General features: G+C 61.5%; 25 protein-coding genes and 1 tRNA gene. 15 read left to right on the top strand and 11 right to left on the bottom strand.

The annotated features are described in order from the left end of the window. Positions 1–42 precede the first annotated feature (42 nt). Positions 43–285, top strand: a complete 243-nt coding sequence (locus TR61_RS15310; RefSeq protein WP_050931396.1) for a hypothetical protein — start codon at positions 43–45, stop codon at positions 283–285. Here the strand turns inward: TR61_RS15310 and TR61_RS15305 are convergent, their stop codons facing one another. Further along, entirely contained in the window at positions 286–1,416 is a 1,131-nt protein-coding gene (locus TR61_RS15305) for a Hint domain-containing protein (protein WP_050931395.1), read from the bottom strand. It lies immediately after the preceding gene. Positions 1,417–1,613: 197 nt separating this feature from the next. Here TR61_RS15305 and TR61_RS15300 point away from each other — a divergent pair, with 197 nt between their 5' ends. Next, positions 1,614–2,741 carry an aminotransferase class V-fold PLP-dependent enzyme gene (locus TR61_RS15300; protein WP_050931409.1) on the top strand — a complete coding sequence of 376 codons (1,128 nt, stop codon included), beginning with the start codon at positions 1,614–1,616 and terminating at the stop codon, positions 2,739–2,741. 68 nt (positions 2,742–2,809) lie between these two features. Here the strand turns inward: TR61_RS15300 and TR61_RS15295 are convergent, their stop codons facing one another. The 3 genes from TR61_RS15295 to TR61_RS15285 form a co-directional block, all read right to left on the bottom strand. Further along, positions 2,810–4,006 (bottom strand): UbiH/UbiF family hydroxylase, encoded by a 1,197-nt coding sequence (locus TR61_RS15295; protein ID WP_050931394.1) that lies wholly within the window; start codon positions 4,004–4,006, stop codon positions 2,810–2,812. A gap of 68 nt (positions 4,007–4,074) precedes the next feature. Continuing rightward, a complete protein-coding gene (locus tag TR61_RS15290; protein ID WP_050931408.1) occupies positions 4,075–4,323 on the bottom strand; it encodes a hypothetical protein in 249 nt (82 codons plus the stop codon). A gap of 83 nt (positions 4,324–4,406) precedes the next feature. After that, the gene (locus TR61_RS15285) at positions 4,407–5,051 is read right to left on the bottom strand and encodes a pyrimidine 5'-nucleotidase (RefSeq protein WP_050931393.1); all 645 of its coding nucleotides are present in this window, start codon (positions 5,049–5,051) and stop codon (positions 4,407–4,409) included. A gap of 101 nt (positions 5,052–5,152) precedes the next feature. Here TR61_RS15285 and TR61_RS15280 point away from each other — a divergent pair, with 101 nt between their 5' ends. Next, positions 5,153–5,806: a GntR family transcriptional regulator gene (locus TR61_RS15280; protein WP_050931392.1), complete on the top strand. Its 654-nt coding sequence runs from the start codon at positions 5,153–5,155 to the stop codon at positions 5,804–5,806. On the opposite strand, the gene TR61_RS15275 is transcribed toward TR61_RS15280, so the two are convergent. The 3 genes from TR61_RS15275 to carA form a co-directional block, all read right to left on the bottom strand. Then, on the bottom strand, positions 5,803–6,945 hold the full coding sequence (locus TR61_RS15275) for a GspE/PulE/PilB domain-containing protein (protein WP_172676997.1): 1,143 nt from the start codon (positions 6,943–6,945) through the stop codon (positions 5,803–5,805). The two genes, TR61_RS15280 and TR61_RS15275, sit on opposite strands and share 4 nt — an antisense overlap. After that, positions 6,942–7,130, bottom strand: coding sequence for a hypothetical protein (locus TR61_RS15270; protein ID WP_050931390.1), 189 nt, complete (start codon positions 7,128–7,130; stop codon positions 6,942–6,944). The genes TR61_RS15275 and TR61_RS15270 overlap by 4 nt, the downstream gene beginning before the upstream one ends. Before the next feature lie 82 nt (positions 7,131–7,212). Next, entirely contained in the window at positions 7,213–8,370 is a 1,158-nt protein-coding gene (gene carA / locus TR61_RS15265; protein WP_050931389.1) for a glutamine-hydrolyzing carbamoyl-phosphate synthase small subunit, read from the bottom strand. A gap of 185 nt (positions 8,371–8,555) precedes the next feature. Between carA and TR61_RS15260 the strand changes: the two genes are divergently transcribed. Continuing rightward, entirely contained in the window at positions 8,556–9,020 is a 465-nt protein-coding gene (locus TR61_RS15260; RefSeq protein WP_050931388.1) for a GatB/YqeY domain-containing protein, read from the top strand. A 124-nt stretch (positions 9,021–9,144) separates the two neighbouring features. On the opposite strand, the gene TR61_RS15255 is transcribed toward TR61_RS15260, so the two are convergent. Further along, on the bottom strand, positions 9,145–9,633 hold the full coding sequence (locus TR61_RS15255; RefSeq protein WP_050931387.1) for a DUF2244 domain-containing protein: 489 nt from the start codon (positions 9,631–9,633) through the stop codon (positions 9,145–9,147). Between the two features lie 156 nt (positions 9,634–9,789). On the opposite strand from TR61_RS15255, the gene TR61_RS15250 reads away from it, so the two are divergent. After that, positions 9,790–10,710 carry a Hint domain-containing protein gene (locus tag TR61_RS15250; RefSeq protein WP_050931386.1) on the top strand — a complete coding sequence of 307 codons (921 nt, stop codon included), beginning with the start codon at positions 9,790–9,792 and terminating at the stop codon, positions 10,708–10,710. Between the two features lie 78 nt (positions 10,711–10,788). Here TR61_RS15250 and TR61_RS15245 read toward each other — a convergent pair whose 3' ends face one another. Further along, complete coding sequence (locus tag TR61_RS15245; protein ID WP_050931385.1) at positions 10,789–12,018, bottom strand: adenylate/guanylate cyclase domain-containing protein; 1,230 nt, start codon at positions 12,016–12,018, stop codon at positions 10,789–10,791. A 106-nt stretch (positions 12,019–12,124) separates the two neighbouring features. Beyond that, positions 12,125–13,795, bottom strand: a complete 1,671-nt coding sequence (gene ctaD / locus TR61_RS15240; RefSeq protein ID WP_050931384.1) for a cytochrome c oxidase subunit I — start codon at positions 13,793–13,795, stop codon at positions 12,125–12,127. Positions 13,796–14,052: 257 nt separating this feature from the next. Here ctaD and TR61_RS15235 point away from each other — a divergent pair, with 257 nt between their 5' ends. Together TR61_RS15235 and TR61_RS15230 are read left to right on the top strand one after the other, a co-directional pair. Further along, entirely contained in the window at positions 14,053–14,472 is a 420-nt protein-coding gene (locus TR61_RS15235; protein WP_050931383.1) for an HIT family protein, read from the top strand. A gap of 336 nt (positions 14,473–14,808) precedes the next feature. Beyond that, positions 14,809–15,264 (top strand): VOC family protein, encoded by a 456-nt coding sequence (locus TR61_RS15230; protein ID WP_216595414.1) that lies wholly within the window; start codon positions 14,809–14,811, stop codon positions 15,262–15,264. Between the two features lie 205 nt (positions 15,265–15,469). On the opposite strand, the gene lipB is transcribed toward TR61_RS15230, so the two are convergent. Further along, positions 15,470–16,177 carry a lipoyl(octanoyl) transferase LipB gene (lipB, locus tag TR61_RS15225; protein ID WP_281178075.1) on the bottom strand — a complete coding sequence of 236 codons (708 nt, stop codon included), beginning with the start codon at positions 16,175–16,177 and terminating at the stop codon, positions 15,470–15,472. A gap of 72 nt (positions 16,178–16,249) precedes the next feature. Between lipB and TR61_RS15220 the strand changes: the two genes are divergently transcribed. From TR61_RS15220 to TR61_RS15190, 8 genes are all read left to right on the top strand, one after another. Beyond that, on the top strand, positions 16,250–17,446 hold the full coding sequence (locus TR61_RS15220) for a peptidoglycan-binding domain-containing protein (protein WP_050931381.1): 1,197 nt from the start codon (positions 16,250–16,252) through the stop codon (positions 17,444–17,446). A gap of 132 nt (positions 17,447–17,578) precedes the next feature. Beyond that, positions 17,579–17,665: transfer RNA gene (locus TR61_RS15215), tRNA-Leu, on the top strand. Between the two features lie 388 nt (positions 17,666–18,053). Then, on the top strand, positions 18,054–18,224 hold the full coding sequence (locus TR61_RS19995) for a Flp family type IVb pilin (RefSeq protein ID WP_172676996.1): 171 nt from the start codon (positions 18,054–18,056) through the stop codon (positions 18,222–18,224). A gap of 152 nt (positions 18,225–18,376) precedes the next feature. Then, positions 18,377–19,198 (top strand): Flp pilus assembly protein CpaB, encoded by an 822-nt coding sequence (cpaB, locus tag TR61_RS15210; protein WP_050931380.1) that lies wholly within the window; start codon positions 18,377–18,379, stop codon positions 19,196–19,198. A gap of 22 nt (positions 19,199–19,220) precedes the next feature. Next, the gene (locus TR61_RS15205; RefSeq protein WP_050931379.1) at positions 19,221–20,792 is read left to right on the top strand and encodes a pilus assembly protein TadG-related protein; all 1,572 of its coding nucleotides are present in this window, start codon (positions 19,221–19,223) and stop codon (positions 20,790–20,792) included. 3 nt (positions 20,793–20,795) lie between these two features. Then, the gene (locus TR61_RS15200; RefSeq protein WP_050931378.1) at positions 20,796–21,302 is read left to right on the top strand and encodes a TadE/TadG family type IV pilus assembly protein; all 507 of its coding nucleotides are present in this window, start codon (positions 20,796–20,798) and stop codon (positions 21,300–21,302) included. Continuing rightward, positions 21,299–21,994 carry a TadE/TadG family type IV pilus assembly protein gene (locus TR61_RS15195; protein WP_050931377.1) on the top strand — a complete coding sequence of 232 codons (696 nt, stop codon included), beginning with the start codon at positions 21,299–21,301 and terminating at the stop codon, positions 21,992–21,994. Before TR61_RS15200 ends, TR61_RS15195 begins: the two co-directional genes overlap by 4 nt. A 25-nt stretch (positions 21,995–22,019) precedes the next feature. Beyond that, positions 22,020–22,941 (top strand): CpaE/TadZ family protein (locus TR61_RS15190; protein WP_172676995.1); only part of this gene is annotated, 922 nt, incomplete at its 3' end.

The raw sequence follows: 22,941 nt of genomic DNA, 5'->3' as shown, positions 1-22,941 counted from the left end.
GGCCGCGTTTTCCTTTCACTCAACAGAGAAAGGACACGCACTATGCCCCGGTCCAACACCGCCGCAGAAGCCACTGACAAAAAAGACAGCCATCAGAAGGCTGTGGGCCCGACAACCACGCAACTGCACGTGGTGGATCAGACCCCCGACGCGCCTTCGGTCGCGCCGCGTTTTCCCATCGAGGAGGGCCAGCCCATGGCGAAGGGGCAGGGAAGTTGGGGTGTAAAAGTTCATGGCGTGCTGATCGCTGTCGCACTGATCGGGCTTGTGGTCTGGCTTGCGTGATCAGCCTGCGAGGCTGAGCAGGGCCGTTGCCTCGTGTTCGCGCAGGGTGTAGCGTGAGACCATGGGTGCCTCGGTGGCATTTTCGGCCAAGCCGGGGAACAGCACGACGATCTCTGCCCGGCTTTTCGCGCTGACCGATTTCAGGGATTGCGGTCCGGGATAGAGGCTCTCTGCCGGGCAGCCCTCGGCAAAGATGATGTGATGGCTTTCCATCATGAAGTGGTAGTAATCGACCTCGTCACAGGGGGCCCCGCGGATCGTGTCCCCGTTCACGAGGTATTTCGCCGATGCCAGAACTTCGCTTTGGCCGAACAGCAATTCGGCCTGGGCGCTGCGCAGCATCATGCGGTGGTTGGGTGACACGCGAAGATCGCGCAGATTGCCCAGGGCGCCTGCGCGCACCAGCACCGGCGTGTTGGGCCCCCGGCCTTCGACCCGTTGCGAGCCGATCCAGCGGATCGGCTGTGCGCCGCCATCCAGCGTGTTGACCAGATCGCCCTGACGCAGCGTCTCGATGAATTGCGGCCCGTGGGGCGTGTCGATCAGCGTGCCGCGCGCGAAGCAGATCGTCACAAGCGAGTTGTTGCCCTGGGCACCACCGGTGAACACACCATCGGCTTCTTCAAGGGACCCGCCGTCGATGGTATCGTTGGCGTTGTAATCGCTGTCCTGAAACTGGTCGATCGTGATCGTATCACCATTGGCCACATCGGTCAGATCATAGCCTGCGGCCAGAAACAGCTGGTTGATATCGGGCGCATCCGGATCGGACGAGGTCAGGCGGTTTGCGTTGATCCGTAGGTAGCGATCCCCCACACCGGCGGTGTCGCCCCGGATTGTGCCGGTCTGGTTTGAGTTATTGCCCTCATAGGTGAATTTGACCGCGTCGTTCAGATAATCCTGCGCATTGTCATAAACCAGGATCTGCGTGATTTCGCTGTCCGAGCTGACGCCGCCATTGGTATCGGCATTGATGACCTGCATGACGATGATGTCATCGGGTTCGAAAATCATCGTGCCGCCGGTGACGGACACGGAGCCTTCGTTCAGATATCCGTCATTGTTGGACACAGAGATACTGGCACCTTCAAGGATGCTGTAACCGTTCAACAGGATCGTTGTTTCCGCCATGACTGCGCGCTGCCTCGTTCGGGGTCTTTTGCCCCAATTTTGACATCAATCTGCCATTAACCATGCTGGCTGCCAAGGAAATAACCGCAAGTGCCGCGCTGTTTGCGGTACGGGGGCCACAGGGGCTGTGAGCATTTGTCATTTTGCACACCCCTCAGGCCCGCGTTAGATGTGCCTGAGACATGATGGAGGCACAGATGGCAGCATTACTTGACACAGTGGACCCTGACGGGTTGGAGGAGTTTTCGGTCGTCTTCACCGACCGGTCGCTCAACCACATGTCGGCGATGTTTCAGGACGTGATGCGCGATATCTCGGCCATGCTGAAAGAGGTCTATCACGCCGATGCGGTCGCGGTGATCCCCGGCGGCGGCACCTATGGGATGGAGGCTGTCGCGCGCCAGTTTGCGCGCAATGCCCGTGTGCTGGTGGTGCGCAATGGCTGGTTTTCCTATCGCTGGTCGCAGATTTTCGAAACCGGCGATCTGACGGCCTCGACCACGGTGCTCAAGGCGCGCCGGGCGGGCAATGCGACGCAAACCCCCTTCGCACCCGCCCCGATCGAGGATGTCGTGGCCACGATCCGCGAGGAGAAACCCGATATCGTCTTCGCGCCCCATGTGGAAACCAGCGCAGGCGTGATCCTGCCGGATGAGTACATCACCGCCATGGCGGCGGCAGCCCATGAGGTGGGCGCGCTGATGGTTCTGGATTGCATCGCGTCGGGCTGTGCCTGGGTGGATATGAAGGCCACCGGCGTGGATGTGCTGATCTCGGCCCCGCAAAAGGGGTGGAGCGCGCAACCCTGTGCCGGCCTTGTGATGCTGTCAGAACGGGCCGAGGCGCGGCTTGAGGAAACCACATCCGACAGTTTCGCCATCGACCTGAAGAAATGGCGCGACATCATGAAGGCCTATGAAGGGGGTGGCCATGCCTATCATGCGACCATGCCCACGGATGCGCTGCGCGCTTTCCGCGACACGATGGTGGAAACGCGCGAATACGGGTTCGACAAGCTGAAAGACGCGCAATGGGCGCTGGGCAACGCGGTGCGCGCGATGATGAAGGAAAAAGGCGTGACCTCGGTCGCGGCAGACGGCTTCGGCGCGCCGGGGGTGGTGGTGTGTTATACCACCGATCCGGACATCCAGACCGGCAAGAAATTCAGCGAACAGGGCATGCAGATCGCCGCTGGCGTCCCGCTGCAATGTGACGAACCTGACGACTACCGCAGCTTCCGCATCGGTCTTTTCGGTCTCGACAAGCTTTATGATGTGGAGGGGACTGTGGCCCGCCTGAAGCGGGTGGTGGATCAAGTGCTCTGACCCACCGTTTCTTCTTGCCCGCAATACGACGGGGGTCTGGGGGCTGGCCCCCAGTCCCGCGCGTCACGTCAGCGCACGCCCAGACCCATTTGCATCAGCGTCCGCCGTACAGGCGCCAGCGCGTAAAGCGCATCCAGCCCCTTGGCGCGGGCATCGCGCAGCGGCTGCGCGCTGACCATCGAGGCGCGGTTCAGAATGTCGATCCCCTGCACCCGCAGCCGGATATCGGCGTGCCGGGCCTTCTGGTAGGCGTCCAGCATCGCTGCATCGCCCAGGCCTTCGGGCCGGGCCTCTGCCAGATCCAGCAGCGCGCGCAGGTCGGCCAGTGACATGTTCAGCCCCTGCGCGCCGATGGGCGGGACCACATGGGCGGCCTCGGCCATCAGCGCCAGGCGTTCCCCTGACAGCCGTTCAGCTTCCTGGCTGATGATCGGCCAGACCGTGCGGCGGGAGGCCAGCGTGAGCGGCCCGAAAAGCCCGCAGGACCGTTCGGTCATGGCGGCCTCGAATTCGGGCGTGTCCAGCGCCATCAGTTTCGCGACATTGGGCCCTTCTTCCATCCACACGATGGCCGATGAGGGGCGGCCCTCGTAATCGGGCAGCGGCACCAGCGTGAAAGGCCCGCCAGTGCGGTGGATCTCGGTTGAGACGTTTTGATGCGGGATGTCATGGGTGACCGCAAAGGCCAGCGCCTTTTGTCCATAGCGGCGCGTGGTCACGGAAATCCCCGCAGCTTCGCGCATGGGCGATCCGCGCCCGTCGCAGGCCACGACCAGTTTCGTGCGGATGCGTGAGCCATCGGTGAGGCCCACGCGCGCTTCGGCCTGGCGGGTGAACAGGCTTTTCGTGCCGGTGCCGGGGCGGAAATCCACCCTGTCAAGGCCTTCCAACCGCGCCAGCAATTCGCGCCGCAACAGCCAGTTGGGCAGGTTCCAGCCAAAGGGCTGGTCCGAGATATCGGCGGCGTTGAATTCCCGCACCACGCGGGGTTCGGGCACTTCGCCGCCCGCATCGACGATGCGCATGATCTGCAGGGGCGTGGCATGGGGGGCGTAATGGTCCCACAGCCCGGCACGTTCCAGCAGGTCGCGGGCGGGCTGCAGGATCGCCGTGGTGCGCAGATCGGCCCCTTCGGCGTCGCGTTCGGTGACCGGCGGCGCCGGATCAACGCAAATCACGGAACGGCCCGCCGCCCCGAAACAGGCCGCGGCGGTAAGGCCAGCGACCCCGCCGCCGGAAATCAGGATGTCGCAATCAAACTGCATGAGCAGCCCTCCTTCACCCGGAACCTAGGCCGCGGCGGGGCCGGGGGCCAAGCGACATCCTGACGCCATCAGGGTTTGGCGAAGATGATCAGGAAAACGAACATCACCGGCACGAGTGCCAAAGCGGGCAGGTAAAGGCCCGGCAGGCCAAAGACGATGGCCGAGGACATCCAGAGGCTGACGAACGCAATGATCGCGTACCAGATGTTGTCCTTGTCGCCGAACATCAGGTCGCGGGCGACCCAGCCGATCACGGGGATGGCCAGAAAAAGCTTCAGCCAGAATGGCCGTCGGGCGGGGATGTCTGCGACGCTCATCATATGTCTCCTGTTCGGCGCTGCAGCGGAGATAGGGTGCGCGGCGCCGAACGGGAGGGCCAATCTGTCGCATCCCTGATGATTTACGTCAGGATTTTAAGAAAAGACGTCAGGTCATCGGTGTGGTGGTGGATATGGTCGGCCGCGACCGGGGTTTCGGCCACATGCACGGTGCGCATCCCCATGGCGTGGGGCGCGGCGAGGTTGCGGGGTTCGTCCTCAAACATGGCGGCTTTTTCCGGGGTGATGCCGTCCTTGGCAAAGACCTCCTCGAACGCGGCGCGTTCGGGTTTGGGGCGGAAGCCTGCATGTTCCACGCCATAGACCGCATCGAATAATCCGCTTAGCCCGCGCACCTCAAGCACGCGTTCGGCGTAAGGGGCGGTGCCGTTGGTATAGACGATGCGCCGGCCCGGCAGGTCTGCGATATGGCGGGCAAGATCCGCGTCCTGTTCCAGATGATCGAGGGAGATGTCATGCACATCGGTCAGATAGGGGCCGGGATCGACCTGGTGTTCGCGCATCAGACCGGCCAGCGTGGTGCCGTAAAGCTGCCAGTAATGGCGGCGCAGGCGGTCGGCCTCGGGGCGGTCCACGCGCAAGGCATCCATGACGAATTTGGTCATCCTGACCTCGATCTGATCAAAGAGCCGCGCGCGCGGCGGATAAAGGGTGTTGTCGAGGTCGAACACCCATTGCGTGACATGTGAAAACGCGTCTTTGACCATGGCTTTGTCCTAGGGCGGTTGGCGCGTCGATGCAACGGCAGGCTTGATCGAACGGCCTGCGGAACGCTAGACAGGACCATCCAGTGCAATGATCGAAGACCATGAACCAGCGACAAGTGACCCAGACCGACGCCTATTCCCTGATCCTTGAAGCGATTGACGTGGGCGATTACAAGCCCGGCGACCGTCTGGTTGAAAGCGATCTGGCCGACAAGTTCGGCATGTCACGTACGCCTATCCGCGAGGCCTTGCAGCGGCTTGAGACGCAATCGCTGCTGGAACGGGACGGGCGGTCGCTGATCGTGGCGTCGCTGGATCACAACCAGATGTCTGAGCTGTATATCGTCCGGCGCGAGTTGGAGGGGCTGGCCGCGCGTCTGGCCGCGCGTCATGCCACCCCGGAAGAGGTGAAGCTGCTGCGCGAGATGGTGACCGCCGATGATGCGCTGGTGAACGATCCGGCGGCGCTGTCGCGGGCCAACCGGCGGTTTCACAAGCAGATCCATCTGGCCTCGCATAACCGGTACCTGGTGCAGCAGCTGGATCTGGTGCACCGCACCATGGCGCTGATGGCGACCACGTCGCTGGCCGCGCAGGGCCGTGGGCAGATCGCGCAAAGCGAACATGACGGGATTGTCCGCGCGATCGAGGCGCGCGATGAAGACGCTGCTGAAAAGGCGCTGCGCGATCACATCTCGATCGCGTTCATGACGCGGCTGCAGCAGGATGCCGACCGCCGCGAGGCGCAGGGCTAGACCGCGGCCCCCTTGTCGGGTTCGGAATGGCCATGCTGGGTTTTGTCCCAGTAGAAGGGTTTCACCAGCACTTCATAAAGCTCCTTGTAACTGGCGATGGCGCCCAGCGGGAAGTAAAGCGGTAGGGTCAATTCCCAGGGGATAAGGAAGCGGTGTTCCTTGCGCGCGGCCGCACACAGGGCAATGCCCAGATTGACCACTTCGGTCATCACGAAAAGCGTGGCGACCAGAAACAGGATATCGTGTTCAAAGACCGACTCGGTCGGATGCGGCACGGCCAGCATTTTAAGCCAGAAGGTCCAGAGGATGGGCGCGAACAGAAACTGTGACAGCGTCCCGATGAAAAACGCCTGAAGCCCCAGAAAGCGTTTCCAGCCCAGATCGCGCAGCAGCACGCGGGGCAGGTCGCAAGCGGCCAGTGTGGCGCGGGTCAGCGTGTCTTTCTCTTCCAGCACCAGGATGACGTCTAAAAGCACCTTGGGATAGGTGATCTTCTGCAGTCGTTCGATCAGAGCGTCCGCGATTTCGGTTTCCTTGAACAAGGGCACCATGACTGAAATACGCGGCCAGCGCCCGGCAGGGATTTGCGGTGCCGGCGGATCGACATGCAGCCGGTGGCCGATATGGGCCAAGGCCGCGGTCAGTTTCAGAAGCGTGATCGTGAACAGGCACAGGATGGCAAAGGCGCAGATCACCGAAAAGGTGAGGCCCGGCGACAGGACCAGCCCGCCCAGAAGTGATGCGGCCAGCCCCAGAACGACGAGGGCGCGCCCAAGCCCCAGTTTTTCCCAATGCCGGCAGCTGTACATCGAAGCCACGCGGGTTTCGGCTTGGGCGGTCAGGTCGGCCCGGAACAGACACGCGATGGCGCCCATCACCTGTTCTTCGGAACTGATGACAGGAATTATCTGAGGGAAATCGGCAGGCAGAGCGGTGCGCAGCGCCGCCAACTGATCAGGGCGCGGGGTGGCCACAAGAACGCCTGTACCCAGCCGCCTCCAGGGCACGGCGCAATGGGTCAGCCAGACATCGCGCGGGGCCAGCCGGGCAAGGGTTTTGTCGGGCGGTTCTGCTACCAGATCGATCTCACAGGCCGTATTCTGTTGCGCCACGACGGCCAGAATATCGGCGAGGGTCAACACCCCGTCCGAGACAAGGATTTCCCCAGAGGGGCCGCGACGGTTTCCTGCTGCGCCAGCGCCTGCACCAGCTGGGTATTGGTGATCTTGCCCGCATCCACCAGCGCACGGCCCAAAAGCGGCCGGGCGCGTCCGCGCGCGTCGGGATGGATGGGGGACTGCAGGGTGAACCGCGCTTCGCTCATCAAACTGCCTCGGTGGTTACCGGGACAGCCATGCCAAGGCTTGGTTAATGAACCGTAAAGCCCAGTGCGAAAAGTTCAGGGATCAGACGCGTTTTCCCATCGCCTCGGCGAAGCGCTCGAACAGATAGAAGCTGTCTTGCGGGCCGGGAGAGGCTTCGGGGTGATATTGCACCGAATAGACCGGGCGATCGGTCATGCGGATCCCGCAGTTCGAGCCGTCAAAAAGCGACCGGTGCGTTTCGATCACCCCGTCGGGCAGGGTCTGCGCATCCACGGCAAAGCCGTGGTTCATCGAGGTAATTTCGACCTTGCCGGTCTCTATGTCCTTCACGGGGTGGTTTGCACCGTGATGGCCGTGGTTCATTTTGACGGTCTTGGCCCCCAGCGCCAGCGCCAGCATCTGGTGACCCAGGCAGATGCCGAAGACGGGCAAGTCGGTCTTGTCGAGCACATCGCGGATCATTGGCACGGCATATTCACCAGTGGCCGCCGGATCGCCGGGGCCGTTCGACAGGAACAGACCATCGGGGTCATGGGCCATGACCTCGTCTGCGGTGGCGGTGGCGGGCAGGACGGTGACATCGCAGCCCGCGCTGGCCAGGCAGCGCAGGATGTTGCGTTTTGCGCCGTAATCGACGGCAACCACCTTGAACTTGGGGTCTTTCTGGCGGGTATAGCCTTCGGGCCAGGCCCAGCGCATTTCGTCCCAGCGATAGGATTGGGCGCAGGTGACTTCCTTGGCCAGATCCATGCCTTCGAGGCCTGCAAAGCCGCGCGCGGCGGCCACAAGGGCGGCGATGTCGAACTTGCCTTCGGGATCATGGGCCAGCGCCACATGGGGTGCGCCCTGCTGGCGGATCGCGCGGGTCAGGCGGCGGGTGTCGATGCCGCCGATGGCGATGCGGCCGCGCCGTTCCAGCCAGGTTTTCAGCTCTTCCGCGGCGCGCCAGTTCGAAGGTTCGGTCGGATCCCATTTCACCACCATGCCCGCGGCCACAGGATCGGCGGTTTCGTCATCCTCGGGGTTCACGCCGGTATTGCCGATATGCGGGAAGGTGAAGGTCACGATCTGCCCGGCATAGGAGGGATCGGTCATGATCTCTTGATAACCGGTCATGGCGGTGTTGAAACAGAGCTCGGCCACCGTCTGGCCGGTCGCCCCGAAGCCGCGCCCGTAGAAGATCGTGCCATCTGCAAGAGCCAGGCATGCGGTGGGGGTGGTGGGGGCGGTGGAAGCCATGGCAGCACTCTTTCTCGGTCGCAAATCTGCGCAGGTATAGGGCGGTCAGCGGGCAGAGGTCAAGTGTGCTGAAATATTGGGAGGTTAAGCAAAAACAGAGGGTTAGCATGTGTCACCCTTGGTTGAACTGTGCTTTTTCATTCGCTATTGTCGCAATTTCCGACCATAGCGATGGATAGACACATATGGATATGCGCGGACGCGTGAATGCGGCCCTGAAACAGGCGATGAAGGACAAGGCGACAGACCGCCTGTCGACGCTGCGCCTGATCAACGCAGCCATCAAAGACAAGGATATCGAAGCCCGCGGCAGCGGCGAAGAAGGGGGCGTCAGCGACGCCGAAGTCCTTGCGATCCTTGGGAAAATGACCAAACAGCGGCAGGAAAGCGCGCGCGCCTATGAAGAGGGCGGGCGGCTGGATCTGGCCGAACGGGAACGCGGGGAGATCGAGATCATCGAAGAATTCCTGCCCCGGCAGCTGAGCGACGAAGAAGTCGCCGCTGCGGTGGATGAGGCCATTTCCGAAAGCGGTGCAGATTCGATCCGCGACATGGGCAAGGTGATGGGCGCGCTGAAGTCCAAATATACCGGGCAGATGGATTTCGGACAGGTGGGCCCGATGGTCAAGGACAGGCTCTGCGCGGGCTAAGGCCGCCGGGGCTGACTGACTGATTGCGATGCCGCGGCCCCTGAACCGGGGCCTTGGGTCACTGCTGGGGTCCCGGAGCAGGGCCGGGACAGGGTGCCGCGGCGGATCTGCTTGGCGATTGTCGTCAGCGGTGCCGCAAAGCGCGGGTCAGCTCGTCATAGAGCGCGACGCGCTCCTCTTCGGACAGGAATGCGCCGATCTCGACCTCGCGCCCATTGCCCGAGAGGGTGACGTAATAGGGCACGGGGCCGTCTTTTTCATGCAGGGCGGGCTTGGCCCAGTACCGGTTGCAATCCCATTCCTGCACATCGCCACGCGGATTGCGGCGCAGCAGATGTGCGCGGTCATCCGACAGGGTCAGGACCTCAAGGATCTGCGCATCGCGGCGCGAGCGGGTCAAGGCAAACCAGATCCCCGCCAGCGCGGCCAGCATGAAGGGCAGAAGCCCCCAGAGTACGGCCGATCCCATCACCGCAAACAGCGGCATCAGAGACAGGGCGAAAGTGATCAGGATGAACCTGGCAAACCCCTTTGGCTGCAGCGATTGATGCGGCCAAAGGTGCAGTTCCTGCGCGTCAGGTCGGGTTTGGGATGCGGTCCAGTTATACGGCATTTGATACACGTCCTGTGCAGGTTTTAGCATCTGAACGCGCGCTGTCGAGGAGATTTCGGCCGGCCGGACCAGACCCGTAAAGCTTTGCGAAAATCCGCTGCATTTTGGTCTGCGGCGTAGGCATTTCGAAAACATGATCTGTGCATATGCACGGCCATGACGGTTCTGTTTTACGCTTTGGACAATGAATTCGCGGCTGCCACGGGCAGCAACGTGAACGCCTATGGCACGTCGTCCATCTTCGATTATCCCCCCAACAGTTCCATGGACCTGGTGATCGAGGTGCAGGAGGGCGACACCGATTTTCGCCTGTTCGAGATCGGGGATACCTATTCCGTCAGTTGGGGCGGCAGCGGCGGCGGTGGCAGCATTCAGGATGCTGTGGTCATCCGGAGCGATCTGGCTCCGGACGGGTCAGGTGGAGGCATCATCGTCTTCGAAGGGGTGGATGATACCGGGTCGACCGCTCAGATTATCTGGACGCCGGGTTTTGATCTGGAAGGGTGGTATTGGGACAACTACACCCCCGATCAGGAACCGGGCTATTACACTTATGACACGCAGCCCGAGTACACCCACACCTATGTCTGCTTCGCGGCGGAGACACGGATTGCAACCCCCTATGGCGATGTGCCTATCGGGTCGCTAAGGGCCGGGCATAGGGTGATGACACTGGATTGCGGGGCGCAGCCGTTGCGTTGGATCGGCACGCGGCGGCTGGCCGGGCGGGGGGCGGCTGCGCCGGTCCGTTTTGCCGCCGGAAGCATCGGGAACCGCGCGGATCTGCGCGTGTCGCAGCACCACAGGATGCTGGTCACGTCTCCCCGGGCCGAACTGATGTTCGGGGAGGCCGAAGTGTTCGTGCCGGCCAAGGCGATGGTGGGCTTGCCCGGCGTGACGCTGGAGCCCTGCCAGACGGTCACCTATGCCCATCTGCTTTTGGCGGAACATCACTCCTTTTCGCCGAGGAGGTGCCCTGCGAAAGCCTGTTCATGGGCCCTGTGGCTGTACCGCATCTGGACCCCGATGCCTGCCTGCTGCCCGATGGCGAGGAAAGCACCATCCGTCACAAGGTGACCGCCCGACCGGTCCTGACCTTCAGGGAGGCGCGGGCTTTGCTTGGGCTGCCTGCGAACAGCGCGAATTGTGTATCGGCTACCCTGCCGGGTTCAGGGAAAAGACGGGCATCTCTCCTTTCCCTTTGACGTCGCGGGTGCCTGCCGGGTGGACCTGCACACCCTCGGGTAAAAGATCCCTGGTTGCCTGGGTGATCAGCAACTGGCCCGGCGTGCCGTGGCTTTCCATGCGTGCGGCGACATTGACCGCGTCGCCCCAGAGGTCATAGGCAAATTTGCTTTCTCCGATCACGCCGGCGACGACCGGGCCGGAATTGACCCCGATCCGTAGGTCGATGGGGAAATGGGTTTGCGCGCTGATCGTGCGGGCGGCGCTGAGCATGTCGAGCGCCAGTTCAACCGCGACGGCGGCATGGTTCTCCTTTGCGTCCGGCACACCGACCACGGCCATATAGGCATCACCGATCGTCTTGATCTTTTCCGCGCCATGTCTGGCCGCCAGCTTGTCGAAGGCGGTGAAGACAAGGTTCAGCGTTTCGACCAGTTCGGCCGGGCGCAGCTTCGCGCTGGCTTCGGTGAAGTTCACGATATCGGCGAAGATGACCGACACATCGGGGTGATCATCGGCGATCAGGTGTTCGCCGTCTTTCAGGCGCAGGGCGATGGCGTCAGGCAGGATGTTTTTCAAAAGCCTCTCGGCGCGGTCAAACTCGCGTGACAACGCGGTTTCCGCGCGAAAGACAGCGCGGTCGAAGATCACAAGGATCACCATCAGAACCGCCGCAACGCTAAGCAGGTTGGTAAATAGGAAAATCAGCGTCCAGGTCTGATCCAGCGGGATTGGCGGCGGTACCCCATAGGTCATCCAGATCGTGACGAAGGCGAAGGCCGCAAAGCCAAAGCCCACAGCGATGCGGGCGGGCACGGGCAGGAATGCCATCACCATGGACGAGACGACTGAGACGAAAATGAACACCCAGAATCCGGCCTCGTACCCTATGTAATAGGTTGCCAATGCCGCGCGCAGCGGGATCTCGACCAGGATGGGAAGGATCACGCCGGGGATCAGAATGTGCCCTTTCAGGATCAGCCACCAGCAGCTGAGAAACAGGATCGTTGATCCCACATCCCAGAGCGCGACCACATGCGCGTCGAGATACCAGAAGATCACGGCCCAGATCCCATGCACGAGAGCCCCAAGGGGCAGTCCGGCGCTGCAGATGAGGTAAAGCCGGGCATCGGCCCGGTTCATGGTTGAGGCGCGCTCCAGCGCCTCGTCTATCCAGGAGCGGATCAGGGATTGGCTCATGCGATGCTCCCGACCTGAGTGCTGCGCAAAGCATGGCACGAGGCGGCGCAACGAAAAAGCCCCGGCGCTTTGGCCGGGGCTCTCGGGTGTTTCGAGGTCACAGTGCTTAATGCGCGTGCCGTTTGTCCCAGTCTTCCTGCTTGGGCAGCTGCTCGAACGTGTGTTCGGGCGGCGGGCTGGGCAGGGTCCATTCCAAGGTGTCCGCATATTCGTTCCACGGGTTGTTCTCGGTCACGCGGGCGCCGCGTGTCAGGGTGTAGAACATCACCGCAAAGAAGAAGAGGAACGATGCGAAGGCCAGGAAGGCGCCGATCGACGACCAGTAGTTCCAGAGGGCATAAGCCTCAGGATAGTCGATATAGCGGCGCGGCATGCCCTGACGGCCCAGGAAGTGCTGCGGGAAGAAGGTCAGGTTCGACCCGATGAACATGGCCCAGAAGTGCAGTTTGCCTGCCCATTCCGGATACATGCGGCCCGACATCTTGGGCAGGTAGAAGTAGATACCCGCGAAGATGGCGAAGACGGCACCCAAGCTCATCACATAGTGGAAGTGCGCCACCACGTAGTAAGTGTCGTGGTAGTACCGGTCCACAGCCGCCTGCGACAGGACCACACCGGTCACACCGCCTACGGTGAAGAGGAAAAGGAAGCCAAAGGCCCAGAGCATCGGCGTCTTGAATTCGATCGAGCCGCCCCACATCGTGGCGATCCAGCTGAACACCTTCACGCCTGTGGGCACCGCGATGACCATGGTGGCCAGCATGAAATAGGCTTGCTGGTTCAGCGACATGCCCACGGTGTACATGTGGTGCGCCCAGACGACGAAGCCCAGAACACCGATCGCGATGATCGCCCAGACCATCGGCAGATAGCCGAAGACCGGTTTGCGCGAGAAGGTCGCGATCACGTGAGAGATGATGCCGAAGCCCGGCAGGATGATGATATACACTTCCGGGTGGCCGAAGAACCACAGGATGTGCTGGTAAAGAACCGGGTCACCACCGCCTGCAGGATCAAAGAAGGTGAAACCAAAGTTGCGGTCCATCAGCAGCATGGTGATCGCGCCCGCCAGAACCGGCAGGGCCAGTAGGATCAGCCAGCTGGTGACAAAGATCGACCACGAGAACAGAGGCACTTTGAACAGGGTCATGCCCGGTGCGCGCATGTTCAGGAAGGTGGTGATCATGTTAATCGCACCCAGGATCGACGAAGCGCCCGAAACGTGCACAGCAAAGATCGCCAGGTCCATGGAATAGCCTGCCTCGGTCGTGGACAGCGGCGGGTAGAGAACCCAGCCCACGCCCGAACCCAGCTGGTCATTGCCGCCGGGGCTGAGGATCGAGGCCACCGCCAGCGACGTGCCTGCCACATACAGCCAGTAGCTGAGGTTGTTCAGACGCGGAAACGCCATGTCCGGTGCACCGATCTGCAGCGGCATGAAATAGTTGCCGAAGCCGCCGAACAGCGCCGGGATCACCACGAAGAACATCATCAGGATGCCGTGGCCGGTGATCAGCACGTTCCAGAGGTGCCCGTTGGGCGTACATTCGGCCGAGGACGCGATGAAGCGCGCGCCTTCCAGACACATGTACTGGACACCCGGCTCCATCAGTTCGAGCCGCATGTAAACGGTGAATGCCACAGCGATGAAGCCGACCAGCGCCGAAGTAATCAGGTACAAGATCCCGATGTCTTTGTGGTTGGTCGACATGAACCACCGGGTGAAAAAGCCCCGGTTGTCTTCATGCTCATGGCCGTGAATGGCTGCGTCTGCCATCAGGTTAGCCTCCTGCTTGAATTGAGACGCCCGCACCTGTTCCCTCGCGCGCGGGCATTTGGCGGGAGTTTTAGAATGTCGCGCCGCTGCCTTCAATGGCGGATGTTGATCTGCATCAAGATAAATGGCCGCACCCCCGGCTTTGTGCACGGACCCAGCGCCGCGCCATATTTTTCAGGGACTTCAAGTGGTTGACGCGGGCGAAACGGGGGCGCACAAACGTAGGAAGTGATGAACAGGGCAGCCGGGGTGTGCACATGAGCGCGTATGACGATCAGAACATTTTCGCCAAGATTCTGCGGGGAGAGATTCCGTCGTTCAAACTGTATGAGGACGACGACACCTATGTCTTCATGGACATCATGCCACGTGCCGACGGGCATTGCCTGGTGATCCCCAAAACGCCCTGCCGCAACCTGCTGGACGCCAGCCCCGAGCAGCTGTCGGCGGTGATCCGGACAGTGCAGGTGATGAGCCATGCGGTGATGAAAGCCTTTGATGCTCAAGGGGTTACGATCCAGCAGTTCAACGAGGACGCAGGCGGGCAGGAGGTGTATCACCTGCATTTCCATGTGCTGCCCCGCCATGCGGGGGTGAGCCTGCGCCCACCGGGGAAGATGGCGGATATGGACGTGCTGGCAGCCCATGCCGAAAAGATCCGCGCGGCGCTGGCGTGAACCTCCGGACGCTTTTCTGTTAACACTCCGGAAAATCTGGTGAACGCCCCTGTTCTTATGGGGGGGGCGTCGTACGATCCGCGTGCACAGCCCGTGCACCGGTCTGTGCACCGGGCGAGCAGGCCGGCGCAGGGTTAAGACGGCGTACGGTGGGGAGCAGAGATGCGTTGCGGCCCGTTTTGCGGGCGGCCCGGGCGAACGCTTTTGCTATTTCTGCCCCACCGCATGTGAAAGCCGTGCCAGCGCCGGCACGGCGGCGTCGCCTTGATCCCGTGCCGGGAAGGGGAAGGAGCGACGGTTTGCGGGACGAAGCAGTCTTTCGGAACAGCATGTGGTATGGTCCACGTCGAAGATCTTGGGGAAAGAGATGCCATGCCAGAAATGCTACTCCATCACATTTCGTATCCCGTGAGAGATGTTGAGGTGTCGGCTTCTTTCTACGAAGAGCTTTTCAAACTGGAGCGCCTGCCTCGCCCGCCATTTCCGATACCAGGAGTGTGGTTAGGATGTGGCGATCGGCAAATCCATCTCGTGCTGAATGAAGCAGGAACCTATCGAAGGTCTCCGTCTCCCAACATCGCCGACGTGCACTTCGCATTTTGTACAGACGACTTTGAGGGAATGGTCGAACGCTTGGAGGCGGCTGGTTTTCGAGAGGATCTGCCGGAAGGTGACAGAAAAAGAGTTTTAATGCTTCGTGAAGGCCTTGCCGGCTTCCCGCAACTCTATCTGTTAGACCCCGACCTCAACACAATCGAAGTAAACGCCGCCCCAATGCCGGGAGGAACGTGAGGTTATCCTGCCTCAGCTAATATTGGCATCGGACTGATTGTGTAAAAGGACTCCACTGCCGGGAGAAATTCTGAGGGCTTGCTGGCTGTTTTACAAAGACCGAGTTGGGCTCAAACCAGACTTTCGCTGCAAATTCGAAAAAGCGCAGCGTTTGAAACCGGAAATGCTGTTTCAGACATACCGGAACGGTGGGTTGGCACCCACCCTACGCCTTGTTGCGCGGCTCCATCACCGTCTCAAAGCTTTGTCGCAGGGCCGCGTCGAGGTCGTCCATCGTCACGGGCAGGCCCAGGTCGACGAGGCTGGTGACGCCGTAGTCGCTGATGCCGCAGGGGACGATGCCGGTGAAATGCTCTAGGTCGGGCTCTACATTGATCGAGATGCCGTGGAGGCTGATCCATTTGCGCAGGCGGATACCGATGGCGGCGATCTTGTCTTCGGCCATGCGACCATCGGGGAGGGGGGGGCGATCGGGGCGGTCGATCCAGACACCGACGCGGCCTTCGCGGATGTGACCAGTCAGGCCGAAGCTGGACAGCGTGTCGATCACCCATCCTTCGAGGCTTTGGACAAAGGCGCGGATGTCGCGGCCGCGTTTGTTCAAATCCAGCATTACATAGACCACGCGCTGGCCCGGCCCGTGATAGGTGTATTGGCCGCCGCGCCTGGCGTCATAGACCGGAAAACGGTCCGGATCGGTCAAATCAGCGGGGTTTGCGCTGGTTCCGGCGGTGTAGAGGGGGGGATGTTCCAGCAACCACACGCATTCCTCAGCTGCGCCGGCGTGGATGGCGTCGACCCGCGCCTCCATGAAGGAAAGTGCTTCTTCGTAAGAGGTTAGCCCGTCAGAGACGATCCATTCGACCATGTTTCGGGGCGTCCTTTCAGCGGGTTCCCGCCCGGATTTTGGCAATAATCCTTCGGGTTTGAGGCGATTCGGGTGTTAAACTTGGCATTATCTGCTTTGAGTCTTCGGAGAAATGTCATGTTTACCAAGTCTGTTTCAACCGCCCTTGTAGCCGCTGCATTGGCCTTTTCGCCGGTTTCAAAAGCCTCTGCCGATTCAGGTGATTTTGTCGCCGGTGCTCTGATTGGAGGTGTTGTCGGCCACGCGCTAACCAAGGAAGCGCAGCGCAAGCAAGCGCAAAAACAAACGACGCGGACGACTACCGTTTACCGGTCGGGCATTCCGCGGACCCAGCAGGGGCGCGAGATCCAGTCCTCGCTGAACTATTTCGGGTTCAATGCGGGGGGCGTGGATGGCCAGCTGGGTCGTCAGTCGCGTGCAGCGATCGCGCGGTATCAGGCCTATATGGGCTATCCCGCGACGGGGCAGCTGACCCCGCTGGAGGAAGAGATCCTGCTGACATCGCACCGGCGGGCGCAGGTGGGCAGTTTCGAGGTGACCCAACAGATGGCCAGCCATCCGGACGGGCCGCGCGGGCTATTGAAGAACTACCGAACAGAGCTGGCGGGTGGCACGGTCGCGCCGGCACCAGCAAATGCTGCGCTGCCCAATCTGGGCGTGGCCTCGGCCCCGGCGGGGCTGCCGAATTTCCAGGCGGTGCCAACAACGGCCTCGCTGGCGGCGCATTGCAATTCGGTGTCGCTGGTGACCAACACCAATGGCGGCTATGCCACGGCCGCGAATATGACCGACCCGAACCTTGTGCTGAACGAACAGTTCTGCCTGGCGCGGACCTATGCGATCGAGAACGGTCAGCGACTGGCCGGCCAGGTGCTGGGGCTGAGCGCCGATCAGATCGCGCAGCAATGCGCGGGCCTGGCGCCCACGATGGCCACCTATATCAGCCAGCTGCCCACGACGCCGCAGAACCAGGTCGTCGCCGGGGTTCAGGCTTTCGCGGCAAATTCGGGCATGTCGCTTGAGCAGCTGCGCGGCACCGGGCAGATCTGCCTGGGCGTGGGATACCGGACCGACAATATGGAAGTGGCGCTGGGTTCGGCACTGCTGCTCGTGGGCGCGGGTGAATCCGCCTATGCCGAGCTGGTGGGCCACCACCTGATGCGCGGCTTTGGCGTTGCGCCCTCGCAGCCGCTGGCTGCGGGCTGGTTCGACCGGGGCTTTGCCGCGGTGTCGGGCGGCGTTGTGCCCGTCTTCAACCCCGGAGAGCCCGGCCGCACCGACCTGCTGCGTCAGGCCGTTGCGCGGATGAACTGACCCCGGCCCTCGGATATACTGCCATCAGACCGGCCCTGTTGCGGGGCCGGTTTTTTTGTGGGCTGCCGCACAAAACCTCTTTTCTTCGACCGATTGCTTAGGTACATGCCTCACACCTTGCCAAGGCAATGTGCGGTCGTGGCGGAATTGGTAGACGCGCAGCGTTGAGGTCGCTGTTCCTTAACCGGAGTGGAAGTTCGAGTCTTCTCGACCGCACCATTAATTCTTCAGACATATTGTCCGTTCTTCTTCTGGTCTGGCCATGTTCCAGCTGGGCTTTCCTTCCGTGGGCGTCTGCCCATGTGGTTGAGGGGAGGATAGGGCCAAATGCATACACAATCGGCGGTGATTTCGCGCGGATCATCCGCGGACCACCCTGATTCTTTTGAGGCCCAGGCGGCCACAATTCAACGGCGAATGTGGCGGGAATAGGGTGCTGGCTGCCATTTACTAAACAATCTTTCAACCTCTGGGTGTATTTCCTCAAGCTTTGGATGATGCGCGCCTGAATAAATGGGGCGTAGGTTGAGGGTGTGGCTCTCATGTCATGAGGGGCTCAGAGAGCCGTGGGAGATCTACGGTAGTTAACAGTCTTAAGGAGTATGAAATGTTGAAACTGTTTGTGAAACTGCAATCGATGGCACGCGATGAAAGCGGTGCAACCATCGTTGAATATGGTGTTGCGCTGACCATCGTGACCGCGATCGCCGTTGCCACGCTGACAAACATCGGCTCGGATGTCGCAGCTCAGTTTACCTCAGCCGACGCGCTGATGTAATCGGCCCGCCGATACTGATGAGTGCGGCGGCCCAAGGGCCGCCGCGCCCCACCTGAGCCAGGTCAGGGCCCGTTTTTCACAATTTGCATTGATCAGTCGGACGCAAAAACTTCCTGCCGACGTCGTTGCCGAAAGATCGAAAGGATCACAGCATGAGACTTTCTGCAATTTTCACCGCCATGACAGGGCTTGCCGTCGCTGGGGGATCGGTGTTTTTCGCCAAGGATTACATTCAGCCCGCCCCTGCCGAAGCGTCGGTCCAAAGTGAAACCGTTTCCGTGATCGTTGCCGCACGAGACATTTCGTTCGGCGAAGAGATCAAACCCGGTACGCTGACATCAATTGAATGGCCGCGCAACTCGCTGCCCGTGGGTGTGTTTACCGAGTTCGATGAGCTTGTGGCCGCAAGCAACACGCCTGCGCGTCGTGCTAGGCGGCCGATCTCGCAGGGTGAGCTAATCCTGCAAAACCGCGTGTCGGACTTCGGCGAGAAGGTCACCATCGTTCAGACCATCGGAGCGGATCACCGCGCAATGGCGATCGAGGTGGATGCAGAAACGGCCGTGGGCGGTTTCGTGACACCGGGGGATCGCGTGGACATCGTGCTGACTGCAGGGACGAATGACAGTCTGCGTGCAGTGACAATCCTGCAAAACATCCGGGTGATCGGAGTGGACCAGGAATCCGATGAACAGACCGATCAGCCGGTCGTGGCGCGCACGGTCACTGTCGCTGTCACACCCGATGAAGGGCAGCGCCTGGCGCTGGCCCAAAGGGCCGGTCAGCTGAGCCTAACGCTGCGCTCGGTCGAGGATACTGAGGACCGTACCCTTACAATGACCCGCTTGCACGACCTGCTGCGCGAACCCGAGCCGAAGCCTGCACCCGATGCCGAAGCGAAGGACGAACCCGCGCCAAAATCGGTCATCCGCATCCGTCGGGGCACGGATGTGACCGAAACCCTGTTGAACTGAGGCAGGAAAGAGAGATTAAGCTGTGACAAAGCTGCAGATCATAGGTGCGTTTCGCAAATCCGAGGATGGAGCGATCTTGGTCTTTGTCGCCGTCGCCTTGTCGGTGATGATCGGAATGGCGGCGCTGGCCTTTGATTTTGGCCGTGTCACCACGACCCAGGCCGAATTGCAAAGCTTTGCCGACAACGTCGCTCTCGCTGCCGCTGGAGAGTTGGACGGCAAGATCGATTCAATCACCCGCGCCACCAATGCTGCGGCGAACATGATCTCGGACACGCAGACATTCGGCGTGCGCAACAGGGACCAAACGTTGTCAGGCGAGGCCGATTACCAGCTGTTCTTCTATTCCGAGCCGCCCAACATGGAGACGGAACCTGCCCAGCCCGCGCAACTGCTGGATCCGGCGGATCCTGCAAGCGCGCTTGTGGCGGCTTTCGTGCGCGTTGTGGTGGATGATCACGAGGTGGACACCCCGCTGGCTGCGGCAACCGCGTCTTTGGTCGGCAATGCCTATCGGTTTGGCACGGTCAGCGCTGAGGCGGTGGCGGGCTTTACCCTGATCGCCTGCGATATCACTCCGATGTTCATCTGCCTGCCGCAGCCCAGCCTGAACCTGTCGGCGGGTCAAATGGTCAAGATGGTCAGCCAGGGCGGTGGCAACGATCAGTGGGGTCCGGGCAATTTCGGGTTTCTTGAGGCCAATTCGGTGCTGGGTATTGATCCGGCCGGTGCGTGCGCCTCGGCGCCTGCGGGACAGGAGGATGCCTGTGCACTGGCCGCGTCGCAGGCCGTGTCGATGTGTTTCAGCCAACGCGGGGTGGAAACCAGCCCGGGCCTGAGCGTGGGGAACATGATTGCCGGGTTCAACACGCGGTTTGACCGCTATGACGCCTCGTCCGGCCAGTTTCAGAACGACAACAAATACGATGTCGACAATTTTGCTGCGGCACCCAACGTGCTGGACGGCTGGATCACCCAGGCGCAGGGCGACAATTGCACCAGCGTTCCCGCCCCTGAATACGAGGTGGATGGCGTGATCGACCCGACCGCCACTGTGGGCCTGCCGCTGGACGATTGCTTTGAAAACGGCGGGTGTTCCGGCGGGCGGATCGGGGATGGCGATTTCTCGGCCGGGCTGCAGAAGTATCTGACGGTGAATTACGGCGCGGATTTCAGCGCCGAGACGCCTGCAGGCATTCCTGCCTGGTTTCCCACAACCGGGACGCGGCAGGACATCTATAACGCCGAGATTGCCAATCAGTCAGCTTTGGAAGCGATCCTGAGCGCTGGAGGCAAGGCCGAAACCAGCCTGCCGGGATGCCAGCCGCCGTCGACCGGCGCAGCCAATCCGCGCCGCCGGGTGATTGTTACGGCCGGGATTGATTGCGTGACCTATCAATCGCAGCTGAATGGCGGGTCGGGCGTGATCCCGGTGACCAGCTTTGTCGAGATCTTCCTGGTGCGTCCGTCGGAATCCGATGGCACCGGGGCCGATGCGGTGATCTGGGGTGAGGTTGTCGGTACGATCGACAGCGGTACCGGCGGGCTTGGGGTGGGCGGCATCCTGCATGATGTCGTGCAGCTTTACAGGTGATCCATGCGGAACCTGATGCACCATATCCGTAAAGCTTGCCAGCGCTTCCGCCGCGCGGAAGACGGGGCCGCGATCATCGAATTTGCCATTCTTTTGCCAATCATTCTGGTGACCTTCGCATTGATCGCCGAGGGCGGCCGGCTGTTCTGGGCCTATCAGAATGCCATTACCGGGGTGCGGGATGTGGCACGCTATTTCGGGCGGGTTGCGCCGTCGGATCTGTGTGCAACGACCCCCAGCGCGACCATCGGCAGTTTTCAGGCGGCAGCAGCCGCAGAGCTGGCCGCCCTGTCGAAGCCCGGTGTCACGGTCAGCATCAACGCGCTGACGTTGGAATGTGTGGGCACGGCGGGCGATTACCGCGTGTCGCCCGCGCCGGTGGCGGTTCTGTCTGCGGATCTGACGATTGCCAATCTGCCTTTTGCGCCGCTGTTCCAGCTGGTGGGCGGCACGGCCTTGACCCAGATCGACACCACGATCACCGATCGCAGCCGGGTGTTCGGCCCATGACGCCGCGCCTGTCTCATATCCGCAAGTGTCTGGCGGGGTTCTGGCGCCGGGAAGAGGGCGCCTCGACCATCGAACTGGCTCTGATCCTGCCGCTTTTCCTGCTGTTGTTCCTTGGATTGGTGGATTTCGGGCGCATGGCCTTTCACTACGTTGCCGCCGAAAAGGCCGTCCAGGTTGCGGCGAGGATCGCCGCGGTGCGGCCGGCGGCGTGCAGCGGACTGCCCACAACCAATACGCGGGGCGCGTATACCGATGCCTCGGGGCCGCGGTTCGGGACCAATTGCAGCTTCGCCAATGGCGTCTGTCTCGACCCGGCTGTGGCGCCCTGCACGGGGGCGACCGCAGTGGGCGTGGATGCGCAGGCCACCGTTAACGAGATCTGGACGATGCTGCAATTTGCTGTGCCCAATGATCCGACCGCGGATTTCGACCGCAGCAACCTTGTGTTCAATTACGAGTTTGACCCGCAGATGAATTTTCTGGGCGGCCCATATGTGCCTATGGTGACCGTCACGATCGAAGATTTGCCGTTCCGTTTCATTTCTCCGCTGGGCGCGATTGCCGCGCTCGCGGCGGGGGCCAGCACGAATGACACCAACGCGCTGGCTGCAATCACGGCGAATTTCAAGGTGTTTTCCGATTTCAGCGCATCGCTTCCTGGCGAGGATCTTGCGAGCGGGATTAATGGCTGAGGTCAATAGTATGGAGGGTAAGGGTATGATCAACAACAAATCTTTGGTTCTGATCGCCGATGATGGCGAGATGACACAGGCGGTGAGCGAAGCCGTTGGCACTCTGCCGGACCTGACGCTGGAAACCCATGAGGGTACATTGACTTCGGTCAATGGCAGCGCGGTTCAAATGCTGAGCCAGAACGATCTGGTGATTTTCCGCCTGACCGGCGAGCAGGACAGCGCGCTGGTCCGTCATCTGCGCGGTCAGGTGGGGCAGGCAGGCAGGCTCCTGGCACTGAGTGACCGGGATATCTCGCTCAGTGAGGCGCGGGAATTAAGGAAATCTGGTGTGGACGAGATCCTGCCCTTTCCCGTGGGGCAGGTTGAGCTGACTGAACAGATCGAACGCCTTGCGATTACCAATTCCATGCTACCGGCGATTTATAAGCCCGGACGCCAACGTCTTGGCCATGTGATCGCCGTCTGCCCGGCGCGGGGTGGCATCGGGGCCTCTACACTGGCGATCAACCTAGCTGACCAGCTTCAGGGCCATTCCGGCGTGTTCCAGAAAAGCCGCGCCAATCGCGTCGCACTTGTGGACCTGGATGTACAGTTTGGCACCGTGGCAACATCCCTGGATCTCAAGCCATCGCCGGGCCTGTTCAAACTGGCGCAGGAGCAGAAGATCCCCGATCAGACTTTCCTGCGTCAATGCATGCAAAGCCATGACTGCGGCCTGGATGTCTTGGCCGCGCCCGAGGAATTCATGCCGCCCGATGCGTTCAGCCGCGAGCAGATCTGCGCGCTGATCACTGCGCTGCGGCGGGATTACGATTACATCGTGATCGACTTGCCGCGCAGCCTGTCAGAGTGGTTTGGAGCCATCGTGTCGGCCTGTGACCGCATGCTCATGGTCACCGACAGCAGCGTGCCGTCGATCCGGCAGTCCTGTCGGCTGATCGACT

The sequence above is a fragment of the Aestuariivita boseongensis genome (genome assembly GCF_001262635.1).
In the GTDB taxonomy this organism is placed as follows: domain Bacteria; phylum Pseudomonadota; class Alphaproteobacteria; order Rhodobacterales; family Rhodobacteraceae; genus Aestuariivita; species Aestuariivita boseongensis.
This window is presented reverse-complemented; position numbering and strand designations above follow the sequence as displayed.